The following is a 12,254-nucleotide window of genomic DNA, read 5'->3' as shown; positions in this document are numbered from 1 at the left end:
TACTCGGTCTACGAAAGAGGGGCCGAAGGGTTCGAAGACAAGTATTTCGAGATGCTGCGCGCCGGCGGGTCCAAGCACCACAAGGAATTGCTGGCGCCGTTCGGGCTGGATGCGACCGATCCGAAATTCTGGGACAAGGGCCTGTCGATGATCGCGGGCCTGATCGACGAGTTGGAGGCGATGGAGGCGTGAGCCCCGGAGGCAGGCGCTGGGCCGCCGCAAAGGCGCGCCTGCGCCCCGCCCTGTCGCGCATCCGCCGCAACGTCCCGCGCGGACTGCGGATCGTGGTGGGCCTGTTGCTGATCGTCGGCGGCGTGTTCGGATTCCTGCCGATCCTCGGATTCTGGATGATCCCGCTTGGCATCATGGTGGCGGCGATGGATGTCGAGCTGTACCGCCGTTGGAAACGCCGCCGCGACAACCGGTGACGCGCTTAGCGGGAGTCTCGGCGATCAGAGCTCAGGAAAACGCCCGCAACGATCAGCACGGCGCCCAGCGCGGCCGCTGCCGTGATCGGCGCGCCCAGAAACAGCGAGGCGTTGACGAAGGTGAACGCGACGGACGACGCGAACATGAGCGTGGCGGTGACGGTCGAGACGCGCGCGGCGGCCTCGTACCAGAGATAATAGGCCAGAGCGGTCGGGAAGACGCCCAGCAGAAGCAGAAAGACAACGTCGTCTGCCGTCGGCGCGGAAAGACCGAAAAGGGACATCGGAGCGAGCGCAACAAAAGCGCAGACGAATACGCCGAACAGGAAATTCAGCCGTTCCGCCGTCGAGGTCGAGGCCCGCATGGCCCGGCTGCTGGAGACAAGAAAGACGGCCCAACTCATCCCCGCGCCGATTTCCAGGATGTCGCCGAAAAGCGGCTCTCCGCCCGCCTCGAAATCCTGAAACACGGTCAGGAATACGCCGACGATCGCCAGCAGGGTCGCGGCCACCTCTTTCAGGCCGATTGCCGTCTGCGAAAAGAAGTAGAGAAAGATCAGGACAAAGAAGGGCGCGGTGTTTTCCAGCACCATCGCATTGGCAGCTCCGGTATGCTCCAGCCCGACATGGAACAGAATGTAATTGATCACCGTCGAAAGCGCCGCCAGCCGAAAGTTCCAATCCCGAAAGTTCACCGTGACCGGTGCGCCCATGACCCTCAGCAATCCATAGATGGCCGCCGCGGCGACGAACAATCGAACCGCTGCGATCTGCAAGCCGCCCAGATCGCTCGTCAGATACCTGACGATCACGCTGTGCGTCCCCCACAGGAACGCCGCCAGAAACCCCAGCGCCAGGCCGCTCTTCTGCACCGCGCCTACTCTGCCCGACATGAAACGCGCCCGGTTTCCCGGCAAGTTATGCGTTCTGTCAGACAGGTCCGGAACTGCGCCCGCGCCATGATTTCAGCAGGGTTCATTTCAGTTGACTGTCCTTCGATCCCCGCCGGTTGATCCCGCCGCGTGGCTTGAAGGCCGTGTCGCGTTCCTGCTGGCAGTCGATGCACAGCTTGACGCCGGGCAAAGCCTTGCGCCGCGCCGCGGGGATCGGTTCGTCGCATTCCGCGCAATGCGTCCGGCTTTCGCCCGCCGGGCGCTTTCGCGCCCGCAACCGGGCCAGTTCGTCCTTGATCGAGGCTTCGATCTGTTCGCTCACCGCGCCGTCGCGCGCCCATCCGCCGGCCATGATGCCCTCTCCGAACTCCGTTCCGTCAGACTAGATCAGGCAGGTGCTTCGAAACAAGTTTGGAGCGTCCCGACGCCAAGTCAGGCTTTCCAATTTCCGACTCCGCCGTAATCTGGACCGGCAACAGGTGGAGAGAAGGTCATGCGCAGGGTATTGAAGTGGTTCGCCGGGCTGATCGTGCTGGCGCTGATCGTGGGTGCGCTGGTGTTTTTCGTGTTCTTGCCGCCCTATGTCGAAGCGGCGCGCAACAACGTGATCGACCATGCGCCCTACCCCGTTTCCGACGCGGCCGCAGACTTGCACGAGACGCTCGTCATCGGCGATCTGCACGCCGACCCCCTGCTGTGGAGCCGGGATCTGACCCAGCGCGGCGATCGCGGGCAAGTTGACATCCCGCGTCTGATCGAGGGGAACGTGGCGCTGCAGGTCTTCACCGCCGTCACCAAATCTCCGGCCGGCCAGAACTACGAAAGCAACTCGGAAGATGCCTTCGACAACATCACCCTGCTGGCGATCGGCCAGATGTGGCCCATCCGCACCTGGAACAGCCTGCGCGAACGCGCGATCCATCAGGCCGAAAAGCTCCACCGGTTCGAGGCCGCCTCGGACGGCCGGCTGAAGATCGTGAAGTCCGCCGCCGATCTGGACACGGTTCTGGACGCACGCGCCAACGGTCAGGATGTTGTCGGAGGCATCCTCGGGATCGAAGGCGCACATGCGCTCGAAGGCGACCTGGCCAATCTCGACCCGATCTTCGATGCTGGGCATCGTGTTTTTGGCCTGCACCATTTCTTCGACAACGAATTGGGAGGGTCGCTGCACGGCCAGGGCGATTCCGGCCTGACAGAATTCGGCCGTGCCGTCGTCGCCGAACTCGCGCAGCGCCCCGTCGTGATCGACCTGGCCCATTCCAGCCCGCAGGTGGCGCGTGACGTGCTTGCGATGACGGACGTTCCCCTGATCGTCAGCCATGGCGGCCTGCATGGCCACTGCCCGGTCAAACGCAACTTTCCCGACGATCTGATGGTCGAGATCGCCGCCACTGGCGGCGTGATCGGCATGGGGTATTGGGCGGACGTGACTTGCGGCGACATTTCGCCCAAGGGAATCGCACAGATGATCAAGGCCGCCATCGACACGGTGGGCGAGGATCACGTGGCGCTGGGGTCTGATTTCGACGGTTCGGTCGAAACCGCGTTCGATACGTCCGAACTGGCCGCCCTGACCTCGGCGCTGATGGATCTGGGACTGACCGAAGCCCAGATCCGCAAGGTCATGGGCGAGAACATGGTCCGCGTCCTGCAGGCGCGGCTGCGCTGATCGCTCCGGGCCGGCCCGATACCGCCTACACGGCCGCTCACAAAATCGTGCATCCCCGCATCGTGATCCGGTTTGAAACCGGCGACGTACCCCTGACATCTTCGCCAGTCGCCATGGCCGTCGGCCCGACCCTCGCGGCCCTGCGTCCGGCGTTGCTGAAACAGGGTTAGAGGATTATCAGATATGGAAGCGACACATACCTTGACCGGCACGGTTCTCAAGAGCGGCGCGCCGGGCACTTTCGACGACAACAGCGGCGATTTCGACATCCTGCGCGAAGCGGTCATCGCGGCCGGGCTGGCCGGCCCTCTCGACGATCCGGCGGCCTCGCTGACCGTATTCGCACCGACCGACGCCGCATTCGTCGGGTTGGCGCAGGCGCTGGGGTTCACCGGTTCGGACGAGGCGGGATCACTGAGTTTCGTGATCGAGGCGCTGACGCTCTTGGGCGGTGGCGATCCCATCCCCCTGTTGACCGACATTCTGAAATATCACGTCGTGAACGGTGAATTCGACAAGGAAACCGTGGTCGGGCTGGGCGATGGCGCCGCGATCCCGACCCTTCTGGGCTCCAACCTGACGCTCAACCTGCAAAGCGATCCGCCCAGCCTCGGAGATGCCGACGACGGCGTGGCCGATCCGGGGCTGATCGGCTTCGACGTGGATGCCTCGAACGGCATCATCCATGTCCTGAACGGCGTTCTGCTGCCGGTCTCGGTCTCCGGCATCCTGTCGCAGCGCAACACCGATTTCATCATCGGCGACGACAGCGACCAGTTCATCTTCACCGGAAAAGGCAAGGATTTCATCGACGGCAATGGTGGGCGCGACGTGATCAACGCCGGGTCCGGGGATGACATCGCCCTGGGCGGCGCGGGCAATGACGTGATCTTCGGCGGCCGCGGCAAGGACAAGCTCCTGGGCGAGGACGGCCACGACAAGATCTTTGGCGGGCGCGGCAAGGACACCATCGACGGCGGCACCGGCGACGACCTTCTGAGCGGCGGGCGCGGCAGGGATACCTTCGTGATGGAAAACGGTGACGGGCACGACACCATCGTGGATTTCCGTCCCGGGCGCGACGTGATCGATCTGACCGGTTACGCGGGCATCACCGGGTACGAAGATATCGAGGACGATATCGACGGCGGCTTCTTCCGGACCGTGATCGAACTGGATGACGGCGACAGCATCGCGCTCCTGGGCGTGCGCGAGCATCAATTGTCCGCGGATGACTTCCTGTTCGCCTGAGAACCGGCCCAAAAAGATCGGCCCGCCAGATCGGCGGGCCGTATTCGCGTTGTCGGGGCCGGCCAATCAGACCGGCGTCAGCATACCCTTGTCGCGCGCGAGTTCCCGCATCTTCTTCTGCAGTTTCTCGAACGCCCGGACCTCGATCTGCCGGATGCGCTCCCGGCTGACATTGTACTGGGTGCTCAGGTCTTCCAGCGTCACCGGCTGATCCATCAGGCGGCGCTGCGTGAGGATGTCCTTTTCCCGGTCGTTCAGAACGTCCAGCGCCTCGGCCAGCAGTTCGCGCCGGGCTTCCAGCTCGTCGCGCGCCTCATAGTCGCCGGCCTGGTCGGCGTCTTCGTCCTCCAGCCAGTCCTGCCACTGCATCGCGCTGTCGCCCTCGGTGCCGACGGTCGCGTTCAGCGACGCATCGCCCCCCGACATACGGCGGTTCATGCTGATCACGTCCTCTTCGGACACGCCCAGGTCATTGGCGATCTGCTTGACGTTTTCGGGCCGCAAGTCGCCCTCTTCCAGCGCGCCGATCCGCGCCTTGGCCTTGCGCAGGTTGAAGAACAGTTTCTTCTGCGCCGACGTGGTGCCAAGTTTCACCAGGGACCAGGACCGCAGAATGTATTCCTGGATCGAGGCCCGGATCCACCACATCGCATAGGTGGCCAGACGAAACCCCTTCTCGGGGTCGAAACGCTTTACGGCCTGCATCAGACCCACGTTGGCCTCGGAAATTACCTCGGCCTGCGGCAGGCCATAGCCGCGATAGCCCATGGCGATCTTGGCCGCGAGTCGCAGGTGCGACGTGACCATCTTGTGCGCCGCTTCGGTGTCCTGTTCTTCGACCCAACGCTTGGCCAGCATGTATTCTTCTTCCGGCTCAAGCAGAGGAAACTTACGGATTTCCTGCATATAGCGGTTCAGACCGCCTTCGGGCGTCGGAGCAGGGAGATTTGCATAATTTGCCATTCGTCCGTGTCCCTCCATATAATGTTTAGAGCTTTAACATAGCATATGGGTCATCTATGTTGCCCTTTCAAGGGGACCGCTAACAGTTTGATCTTAAGCTATCATTAAGAAAAGCTAAGTTTTTGTGTATCACGGCTTTTTGCGCATTATGACACCGGTGCGCGGAGCGTGTCGAGCAGGGTTTGCATGTCTTGCGGCAGCGGTGCCTCAAAGCGCAGTTTCCGGCCCGAAACCGGGTGGTCAAAACCCAGCACCGCCGCATGCAGCGCCTGACGCGGAAAGCTCTGCACGGCCGTTGCCGCCGCGTCGCCCAGTGCGCGCGCAGGCAGTTTCCGCTTGCCGCCGTACACCGGGTCTCCGACCAGACCGTGCCCGGCATGGGCCATATGTACCCGGATCTGATGGGTGCGTCCGGTTTCCAGCCAGCATTCGACCAGCGCCAGAACCGGTGGGGCGCCGAATGTTTCGACAACCCGCGCCCGTGTCACCGCATGTCGCCCACCGTGAAACACCACCGCCTGCTTCTGCCGGTCGGCGCGATGCCGGGCTAGTTGGGTGGTCAGCCGCAGGATGTTGCCCGGCTCGAAACTCACCCCCTTGACGCCGCGCAAGCGCGGATCGCTGGCGTCGGGCACGCCGAAACACAGCGCCCGGTAGTTCCGCTCGACCGTGTGGGCCTCGAACTGCGCGGCGAGTCCCTGGTGCGCGGCATCGGATTTGGCGACGACCAGCAGCCCGCTCGTGTCCTTGTCGATGCGGTGAACGATGCCTGGGCGTCTCACGCCACCGACACCGGACAGATCGGCCCCGCAATGGTGCAGCAGCGCGTTCACCAGTGTCCCGTCCGGCGATCCCGGCGCGGGATGCACGACCATACCCGCCGGCTTGTCGATGACGATCAGGTCTTCGTCCTCGAAAAAGATGGCAAGCGGGATGTCCTGCGGACCGATATGGCTTTCGGCGGCGTCCTCGACCGAAATCGCCACTCGCGCACCTTCCGCCACGCGCGCCTTTGCATCGGTGACGATGGTGCCGTCCACCGCCACCGCGCCGCCCTCGATCAGCCGGGCCAATCGTGTGCGCGACAGGTTCTCCGCGGCTGGCACATCCCGCGAAAGCGCCTTATCAAGGCGGGGCGGCGGCGCGGCCGCGATCTCGAACTCTATCAGGCGGATGCCCATGAACGTCCCTTCCGACCCCCAGGAACCGCAGGAAACGCCGCAACTGCGGTTGCTCAGACGCATGGTCATGGCGTTGACCGCGGTGATGATTGGCGGGGTTCTAGTGACATTCGCGCTGATTGTCATCCGCTTGTCGGATCGCACCCCGACATTGCCCGAGCAGGTCGAACTGCCCGACGGCGCGCGCGCGCAGGCGGTGACGATCGGCAACAACTGGTATGCCGTCGTCACGGATGACGATCGCATCCTGATTTTCGACAAGACCACCGGCAATCTGCGGCAAAGCGTGTCGATCGACTAGGACCGGACCTGCCCGCCGACCGGTCCGAACAGGGTTTCCCAGCCCGGCGGCACCCGCCAGCGCACTCTCCCGGCAGGCGCAAGACGTTCGGCCAGTAAGTAGAGCGCCACGAGCAGCATCGCGGCCGCGTGACCTGTCGCGACCGTCAATGGCACGATCATCCAGGGCCAGCAGGCACCAACGCAGGCAAGCCCTGTGGCGACCCCGTGTCGGGCGCAGTCCGGCAGCGCCCGCGGCGCTCCGGCGCCGATCCGGTACACGCGATGGCACCGGTTCCGGGCGGCTTGGGCCGGGGGTGACGCGCTCCAGCCCAGCGCGAGAACCAGGGCTACACCGAAGCTGGTCAGCGGCGGCAGCAGCGCCGACAGAGCCACCGCGGCCGGCACCAGAACCAGCCCGGCCAGCACCCAGACCGCCGTATAGGACAGCCCGAACAGGGCGGCGCCCCAGCCGCGCCACGCCCTTCCGCAGGAGCGCCAGACATGCGCCATCTGCAGCGACACCAGCGGCGGCATCATGACCACGACCATCACGACCCAATCCGCAACCAGCAGGCCCGGGGACCAGATCAGCGCAGTCAGAGCGACCGGATCAATCAGATCAGACAGCGAAACCCGCCCGCAGATCGCCGACACCCGCGCGGCCTCAGGCAATAGGACATAGACGGCGAACCCCACCCCCGACAGCGCCAGCAGCCAGGGCATCGGCCCCAGCCCGAGCTGCGCAAGAAACGCGCGGAACCGCACGATTCAGCCCAGTTCCTGCTTGTAGATGCTGACCCGTTCCACCGTGATCGGCGGTTCCCCCGCCGTCGGCTGGTTCAACTCCACCTCGATCCGGTCCAGCGCGCCGGCACCGGCGGCCTGCAGATCCTGCACCAGGCCCGTTATGTCGAGTGCCGCCGACAAGCCGTTGCCCGCATGGACGCCCTCGGTCGAGGTGGCCTTGGCCAATCCGAAAAGCGCCACGGTATCGACGGGGCGCAGATCCTCGGTTCCGTCCGCCTTCGGAACCCTTATGGACACCTGCAGAACGCCCGTGGCCGACGTGCCGCGCACGCCTTCGAGGTTCAGGTAGATCCGCGTCCGGGCCGCGACCGCGCCGGGCGCCTCTGCTTCGCTTGCAAGTCCCTCCGCAACCGTCACATCGGTGCTGACCGGCGTTTCGGTCACGGTCAGCGGTGCGGCATTGGCCCCCATCAGCGCCGATCCGCCAGAGAAAGAGGATGCGGGCATGACAGCCTCCGGCAACGGTCCTCCGGCCACCGGCTGGGCAATGCCGGTGCCGTCGTGAAGCGTATCATAACTTGGGGCCAGCGGACCACCGGGCAGCGTATCGCCGGGAATGAAGACATCCCCGCCGCCCGCCGGATTGGGCATCAGGAACTGGCGCGGGAAAGGCCCGTTGCGCCAGGCGCTGCTGCTTTCCTGCGCGTTGGACGGATCGCTCATCCACGCTTCCCACAGCCGGTCGATGTTGCAGTGGTGCAGCCAGAAGATCGGATCGAGTGCTGCAAAATCCGGGTCGCTCATCCAGCCGGCATTCTGCCCGACGCCGCCCACCAGCACGTGAACGCGGTTGTGCGGGTCCAGTTCCACCGCGCCGCTCAGATTGCCCTGCTGGGCAAAGCCGCTGATCGCTCCGCCATAGCCGCTGGTGCCGGGCGCGGCAGTGTAGGGCGCCGGTTGGGTCTGCGCGTTCAGGCTGATGTCGGCCGGGAACCACGGCTGCGGTCCCAGCACCTGCGTGCCGTTGCGCGGCGCCTGCGACAAGGGGTTGGCGGTGCCGTCCGGCAGGGTCGCATCGAGAAACTCCTGCGGGATCGCCCGCGCGTTGGGCTCCGTGTCGTTCAGATAGTTCCAATAGGGCAAGGCCCAGTCCGCAGGGCCACCCTGCGCCACGATCCAGGCATCGAGAATGGCCTCGAACGCGGCCAGATATCCCCGGTGCCAGGGCAGAAAGAACCATCCGGCATGCTGGCACTGGTTGAAGATGATGTCCTGCTCCTGCTGGGGTGGCAGCGACCCGGCCGAGGCAAGTAGCCCCTGCTGCAGCCAGCCCTGCACGTTGATGCCGTGTATCGCGCCCAGATACCACCAGCTGGTCCGGTCCGCCGGTGCGCGCGACTGCAAGTCCCGCACCGCCCGCGCATACCACAAGACCTCTTCGGCCCATGGACCGTTCAACTTGGCGATGTCCCTGCGAATTCCGGCCATTTCAATCCCTCCCTGCTGAAATCCTTGCTGAAATCGTGCCGCTGCCCGGCGTCAAAGCGCCGATCCGGTCGCGGCGCACCCAAACAGGCGCGAAGCCAACTGCGCCGAGACTACCATGAATTGCAGATTGAATCACGCCGCCTGGCCGGTACCGGCGGGGTCGGTCGGTATGTGGTGGGGGCCTGAATGGTACCGCCTCCCCGGCTCGAACGGGGGACCTCTGGATCCACAATCCAGCGCTCTAACCAACTGAGCTAAGGCGGCACTCGTGAGGGGCGATGTATCCAACAGCTCGGATGAATGCAAGGGTGTCAAAGCAAAATTCGCCAGCTTTGTTCGACCAGATCGACGCCGAAGGAATGTACCGGTTTGCTGTCCACCAACACCCATCCGGTGGCCGCGTAGAGCGCACAGGCCGCGCGGTGGCTTTCATGCGTCCAGAGCACCATGTCGCGATACCCGGCCGCGCGGGCGAAGCCCATGCACGTGGCGAGCAGGCGCTTGCCCAGCCCCTTGCCGCGCGCCTCGGGCACCAGGAGGAACAGGCGCAGCTTGGCCGTGTCGCCGCCGGCGGAGACGCAAAAGATGCTGCCCAGCCGCTGCCCGCCGGCCTCGGCGATCCAGCCCCGCTCCCGCGCCGGATCATGGTTGCGGAGGAAGTCGTCCAGGATCTCGGCCACCAGCGGGGCGAACGTGTCGTCAAAACCCTCGTCCCGCGCATAGAGCGTGCCATGCCTTTCGACCAGCCAGGGGGCGTCATCGGGGCGGAACGGGCGGAGCAGAGGCGGTGTCATGCCCCATCAGACCGCAGGAGGCGCTTGATTCTCAACCCGTTGCGGGCTAGCACGAGGCTCCCGCTTCCGGAGGCTGTCATGGGCATCAACACCGAACGCGACATCGAGGCCAACCTGCAGATCGGCCCCACCGATCAGGGCATGGTGCGGCTGTTCGTCGAAGCCGGCGACGTCGAGATCCCGATGGACTTCGATCCCGAAGAAGCCGATGAAATCGCAGAGGAAATCCGCGCCGCCGCCCAGGCCGCGCGCAGCGTAAGGGGCTGACTGGCTACAGTTTCGGATCGCGCAGGGCGCGCAGGCGCCGGGCGGCATCCATGGCGAATTTCTGGATCATCTTCTTGCGCCGCGCCGGGGCCAGCCTGCTTTCCGGCGCCATCCGGACGATCTCCGCATCATAGGCGTCGGCGATGATCAAGCCGGTTTCCGTTGGAAGCAGGTCGGTGGGGAAGTCGATGTCGACGGCCCAGAAGAAGCGGTCGCACCAGTCCAGGTAGCCGTGCCATTTGGAATCCGTCTGGTAGTCGGCGCGGCTGGACTTGCATTCGATCACCCAGAGCTCCCCCCGCGGGCCGAGCCCCATCACGTCCACGCGCAGCCCGCGCGCAGGCACGAATTCTTCAACGGAAACAAAGCCATGGCTGGCCAGATGGCGGGCCACGCCGCGCGCGAGTCTTTGTCCGGGCTGCAGATCCAGGGTCATGGGACAAGGGTGAACAATAAGGGAACGGAAATCAAGATGGCAGGCGCCGGGGCCGCGGCGCAGATGCGCTCGCAAGACCCGCCGGTCCGGCCATCTGTCCGGTTTGTACACGGTCCCGAGCGCGGTTCTTCCGGTTTGTACCAGTTCTGGCGGCCGGTTTGCGCGGCCAGGCGGGGCGGAGACCGCTCTGCCAATCGGCAACGTGCGGGCGATCGTTTTCAGCTGACCCCTTGTGCAAACCGGCCGGGGCGCCTAGTTAGGCCGGTGGCGGGTTCTGCCCTTCTCGTGTCAGGCAGTATTCCGGTGGCCTTAAACATTTCCGAGGGAGCTGGCTCTGTTCAGGTCCTGGCCTGATTACCTGGCGCCCACCTGTACATGCAGGTCCTCGGGAATCGACGCCGCACGGTTGACTGGCGGTCCCGCCACGGTTCCGGCCGACGCGATCAGCGTCGGGCCGAAGCCTCCTGATGCGCCACGGCCGGTTCGAAGTCGCGCGCCACGGGGGTGCCGCGCTGCGGGCCCTGGGGCTTTTCGGCCATGCTCATGATCGCCCAGGCGAACTGCACGCCGGCGAACACGATCCCGTTCATGAACCAGATCATCCCCAGCGCCAGCAGGCCGCTGTCGGAGCCGGCGATCAGCCCGCGCAGATTGGCGACGTTCACGGCCAGAAGCAGCCCCACGAACACCGCAGAGAGGGCAAAGCCGATGGCGACCTGGGTGATGTAGAGGCGGATCAGTTTCGGCATGGCGAGTCTCCTTGCGCTGTGACATTCAGTCTAGCGCATGTGAGACCGGGGTCCAGCACAGTTTGTCGTGTCAGAACGCCTCAGGCCGGGCCTCGCGGGCCATGTGGTCGAGCACCGCGTTGACGAATTTCGGCTCCTTGCCTTCGGGAAAGAAGGCGCGCGCGATGTCCACGAATTCGGTGATCACCACCTTGGGCGGCGTGTCGCTTTGCGTCAGTTCCGCGCCGGCGGCGCGGAAGGCGGCGCGCAGCGTGGGGTCGATCCGGCCGATCGGCCATTTCGCCACCAGCGCCCGGTCGGTCATCTGGTCGATCGGGGCCTGATAGTTCACTGCGTCATCGACCAGCTTGCGAAACAGCGCGATGTCGCCGTCGATCATCTCGTGGCCGTCATAGACCGCGCCGAACCGGTGGTCGAGAAACTCGTGCACGACCTGTTCCACGGTCTGACCCGAGCGTTCCATCTGGAACAGGGCCTGCACCGCATAGAGCCGCGCGGCGGATTTGCTCATGCGGTTCCGGCTGCCCGGTCGGGACGTTTGCCTGGTGGTCATGTTGCAGAGGGTCCGTTGTTGTCGCCCGCCAGGAGGATGGACTCGGACGGCGGTTTGAACCCGACGCCCTTCTTCAAGGCGCCCCATTTACGGCTGAGCGCGACCAGATGCAAGGCCGCGGCGGCCGCCCCGGCCCCCTTGTTCATCTGCGCCGGATCGGCCCGGACCCGGGCCTGAGCCTCGTTCTCGACCGTCAGGATGCCGTTGCCGATGCACAGACCCTGCAGGCCCAGCAGCTGCAGCGCGCGGCTGGAATCGTTGCAGACGGTTTCGTAATGGGTGGTTTCGCCCCGGATGACGCAGCCCAGCGCCACGTAGCCGTCGAAATTGCACTGCCGGTCCGCCATGGCGATGGCGGTCGGCACTTCGAGCGCGCCGGGAACCTCGACGATCTCGAAGCTTCCCCCGGCGGCCTCGATCTCGGCGGTCGCGCCGGCGATCAGATCGTCCGCGATATGGCGGTAGAACGGCGCAACCACGATCAGCAGTTTCACCGGCCGGTCAAATTCCGGCCGCGGCAGGGCGCCATGCTTGTCTTGTTCAGCCACGG

The 12,254-nt window shown here is 65.0% G+C and carries 16 protein-coding genes, 1 tRNA gene and 1 pseudogene; 6 read left to right on the top strand and 12 right to left on the bottom strand.

The window, feature by feature from the left end; all coding sequences use genetic code 11:
• Nucleotides 1-192: pseudogene (locus AC2FNJ_RS08005) on the top strand (M3 family oligoendopeptidase); the annotation flags it as partial.
• Complete coding sequence (locus AC2FNJ_RS08000; RefSeq protein ID WP_496763691.1) at nucleotides 189-428, top strand: hypothetical protein; 240 nt, start codon at nucleotides 189-191, stop codon at nucleotides 426-428. The pseudogene AC2FNJ_RS08005 and the gene AC2FNJ_RS08000, both read left to right, overlap by 4 nt.
• 5 nt (nucleotides 429-433) lie before the next feature.
• On the opposite strand, the gene AC2FNJ_RS07995 is transcribed toward AC2FNJ_RS08000, so the two are convergent.
• Nucleotides 434-1,321, bottom strand: a complete 888-nt coding sequence (locus AC2FNJ_RS07995) for a DMT family transporter (RefSeq protein WP_496763690.1) — start codon at nucleotides 1,319-1,321, stop codon at nucleotides 434-436.
• Between the two features lie 82 nt (nucleotides 1,322-1,403).
• Nucleotides 1,404-1,673, bottom strand: a complete 270-nt coding sequence (locus tag AC2FNJ_RS07990; protein ID WP_496763689.1) for a DksA/TraR family C4-type zinc finger protein — start codon at nucleotides 1,671-1,673, stop codon at nucleotides 1,404-1,406.
• 141 nt (nucleotides 1,674-1,814) lie between these two features.
• Here AC2FNJ_RS07990 and AC2FNJ_RS07985 point away from each other — a divergent pair, with 141 nt between their 5' ends.
• Nucleotides 1,815-2,993 (top strand): dipeptidase, encoded by a 1,179-nt coding sequence (locus tag AC2FNJ_RS07985; protein ID WP_496763688.1) that lies wholly within the window; start codon nucleotides 1,815-1,817, stop codon nucleotides 2,991-2,993.
• A 183-nt stretch (nucleotides 2,994-3,176) separates the two neighbouring features.
• Complete coding sequence (locus AC2FNJ_RS07980; RefSeq protein WP_496763687.1) at nucleotides 3,177-4,244, top strand: fasciclin domain-containing protein; 1,068 nt, start codon at nucleotides 3,177-3,179, stop codon at nucleotides 4,242-4,244.
• A gap of 66 nt (nucleotides 4,245-4,310) precedes the next feature.
• Here AC2FNJ_RS07980 and rpoH read toward each other — a convergent pair whose 3' ends face one another.
• The gene (rpoH, locus tag AC2FNJ_RS07975) at nucleotides 4,311-5,207 is read right to left on the bottom strand and encodes an RNA polymerase sigma factor RpoH (RefSeq protein WP_496763686.1); all 897 of its coding nucleotides are present in this window, start codon (nucleotides 5,205-5,207) and stop codon (nucleotides 4,311-4,313) included.
• Nucleotides 5,208-5,353: 146 nt separating this feature from the next.
• Nucleotides 5,354-6,388: an RluA family pseudouridine synthase gene (locus AC2FNJ_RS07970; protein WP_496763685.1), complete on the bottom strand. Its 1,035-nt coding sequence runs from the start codon at nucleotides 6,386-6,388 to the stop codon at nucleotides 5,354-5,356.
• Here AC2FNJ_RS07970 and AC2FNJ_RS07965 point away from each other — a divergent pair.
• Nucleotides 6,387-6,689 carry a DUF6476 family protein gene (locus AC2FNJ_RS07965; protein WP_496763684.1) on the top strand — a complete coding sequence of 101 codons (303 nt, stop codon included), beginning with the start codon at nucleotides 6,387-6,389 and terminating at the stop codon, nucleotides 6,687-6,689. The two genes, AC2FNJ_RS07970 and AC2FNJ_RS07965, sit on opposite strands and share 2 nt — an antisense overlap.
• Here AC2FNJ_RS07965 and AC2FNJ_RS07960 read toward each other — a convergent pair.
• From AC2FNJ_RS07960 to AC2FNJ_RS07945, 4 genes are all read right to left on the bottom strand, one after another.
• On the bottom strand, nucleotides 6,686-7,435 hold the full coding sequence (locus AC2FNJ_RS07960; RefSeq protein WP_496763683.1) for a copper chaperone: 750 nt from the start codon (nucleotides 7,433-7,435) through the stop codon (nucleotides 6,686-6,688). The two genes, AC2FNJ_RS07965 and AC2FNJ_RS07960, sit on opposite strands and share 4 nt — an antisense overlap.
• 3 nt (nucleotides 7,436-7,438) lie before the next feature.
• Complete coding sequence (locus tag AC2FNJ_RS07955; protein ID WP_496763682.1) at nucleotides 7,439-8,905, bottom strand: tyrosinase family protein; 1,467 nt, start codon at nucleotides 8,903-8,905, stop codon at nucleotides 7,439-7,441.
• A gap of 187 nt (nucleotides 8,906-9,092) precedes the next feature.
• A tRNA-His gene (locus tag AC2FNJ_RS07950) sits at nucleotides 9,093-9,169 on the bottom strand.
• 47 nt (nucleotides 9,170-9,216) lie between these two features.
• Nucleotides 9,217-9,699, bottom strand: coding sequence for a GNAT family N-acetyltransferase (locus AC2FNJ_RS07945; RefSeq protein WP_496763681.1), 483 nt, complete (start codon nucleotides 9,697-9,699; stop codon nucleotides 9,217-9,219).
• 78 nt (nucleotides 9,700-9,777) lie between these two features.
• On the opposite strand from AC2FNJ_RS07945, the gene AC2FNJ_RS07940 reads away from it, so the two are divergent.
• Complete coding sequence (locus tag AC2FNJ_RS07940; RefSeq protein WP_496763680.1) at nucleotides 9,778-9,966, top strand: DUF6324 family protein; 189 nt, start codon at nucleotides 9,778-9,780, stop codon at nucleotides 9,964-9,966.
• Between the two features lie 4 nt (nucleotides 9,967-9,970).
• On the opposite strand, the gene AC2FNJ_RS07935 is transcribed toward AC2FNJ_RS07940, so the two are convergent.
• The 4 genes from AC2FNJ_RS07935 to AC2FNJ_RS07920 all read right to left on the bottom strand — a co-directional run bounded on the left by AC2FNJ_RS07935 (nucleotide 9,971) and on the right by AC2FNJ_RS07920 (nucleotide 12,252).
• A complete protein-coding gene (locus AC2FNJ_RS07935) occupies nucleotides 9,971-10,402 on the bottom strand; it encodes an MmcB family DNA repair protein (RefSeq protein WP_496763679.1) in 432 nt (143 codons plus the stop codon).
• A gap of 443 nt (nucleotides 10,403-10,845) precedes the next feature.
• The gene (locus AC2FNJ_RS07930; protein ID WP_496763678.1) at nucleotides 10,846-11,151 is read right to left on the bottom strand and encodes a hypothetical protein; all 306 of its coding nucleotides are present in this window, start codon (nucleotides 11,149-11,151) and stop codon (nucleotides 10,846-10,848) included.
• 70 nt (nucleotides 11,152-11,221) lie between these two features.
• Nucleotides 11,222-11,662, bottom strand: coding sequence for a transcription antitermination factor NusB (nusB, locus tag AC2FNJ_RS07925; RefSeq protein WP_496763677.1), 441 nt, complete (start codon nucleotides 11,660-11,662; stop codon nucleotides 11,222-11,224).
• A gap of 38 nt (nucleotides 11,663-11,700) precedes the next feature.
• Nucleotides 11,701-12,252, bottom strand: a complete 552-nt coding sequence (locus AC2FNJ_RS07920) for a 6,7-dimethyl-8-ribityllumazine synthase (protein WP_496763676.1) — start codon at nucleotides 12,250-12,252, stop codon at nucleotides 11,701-11,703.
• Nucleotides 12,253-12,254: the final 2 nt, after the last annotated feature.

The sequence above is a fragment of the Ruegeria sp. BHSB196 genome (assembly GCF_059613135.1).
This window is presented reverse-complemented; position numbering and strand designations above follow the sequence as displayed.

Excerpts from the sequence above, each read along its gene's own strand:
- nusB (WP_496763677.1), bottom strand. The coding sequence starts at position 11,662 with ATGAGCAAATCCGCCGCGCGGCTCTATGCGGTGCAGGCCCTGTTCCAG.
- AC2FNJ_RS07980 (WP_496763687.1), top strand. The coding sequence starts at position 3,177 with ATGGAAGCGACACATACCTTGACCGGCACGGTTCTCAAGAGCGGCGCG.
- AC2FNJ_RS07955 (WP_496763682.1), bottom strand. The coding sequence starts at position 8,905 with ATGGCCGGAATTCGCAGGGACATCGCCAAGTTGAACGGTCCATGGGCC.
- AC2FNJ_RS07970 (WP_496763685.1), bottom strand. The coding sequence starts at position 6,388 with ATGGGCATCCGCCTGATAGAGTTCGAGATCGCGGCCGCGCCGCCGCCC.
- AC2FNJ_RS07930 (WP_496763678.1), bottom strand. The coding sequence starts at position 11,151 with ATGCCGAAACTGATCCGCCTCTACATCACCCAGGTCGCCATCGGCTTT.
- AC2FNJ_RS07945 (WP_496763681.1), bottom strand. The coding sequence starts at position 9,699 with ATGACACCGCCTCTGCTCCGCCCGTTCCGCCCCGATGACGCCCCCTGG.
- AC2FNJ_RS07935 (WP_496763679.1), bottom strand. The coding sequence starts at position 10,402 with ATGACCCTGGATCTGCAGCCCGGACAAAGACTCGCGCGCGGCGTGGCC.
- AC2FNJ_RS07940 (WP_496763680.1), top strand. The coding sequence starts at position 9,778 with ATGGGCATCAACACCGAACGCGACATCGAGGCCAACCTGCAGATCGGC.
- AC2FNJ_RS07965 (WP_496763684.1), top strand. The coding sequence starts at position 6,387 with ATGAACGTCCCTTCCGACCCCCAGGAACCGCAGGAAACGCCGCAACTG.
- AC2FNJ_RS07995 (WP_496763690.1), bottom strand. The coding sequence starts at position 1,321 with ATGTCGGGCAGAGTAGGCGCGGTGCAGAAGAGCGGCCTGGCGCTGGGG.
- AC2FNJ_RS07985 (WP_496763688.1), top strand. The coding sequence starts at position 1,815 with ATGCGCAGGGTATTGAAGTGGTTCGCCGGGCTGATCGTGCTGGCGCTG.
- rpoH (WP_496763686.1), bottom strand. The coding sequence starts at position 5,207 with ATGGCAAATTATGCAAATCTCCCTGCTCCGACGCCCGAAGGCGGTCTG.
- AC2FNJ_RS07990 (WP_496763689.1), bottom strand. The coding sequence starts at position 1,673 with ATGGCCGGCGGATGGGCGCGCGACGGCGCGGTGAGCGAACAGATCGAA.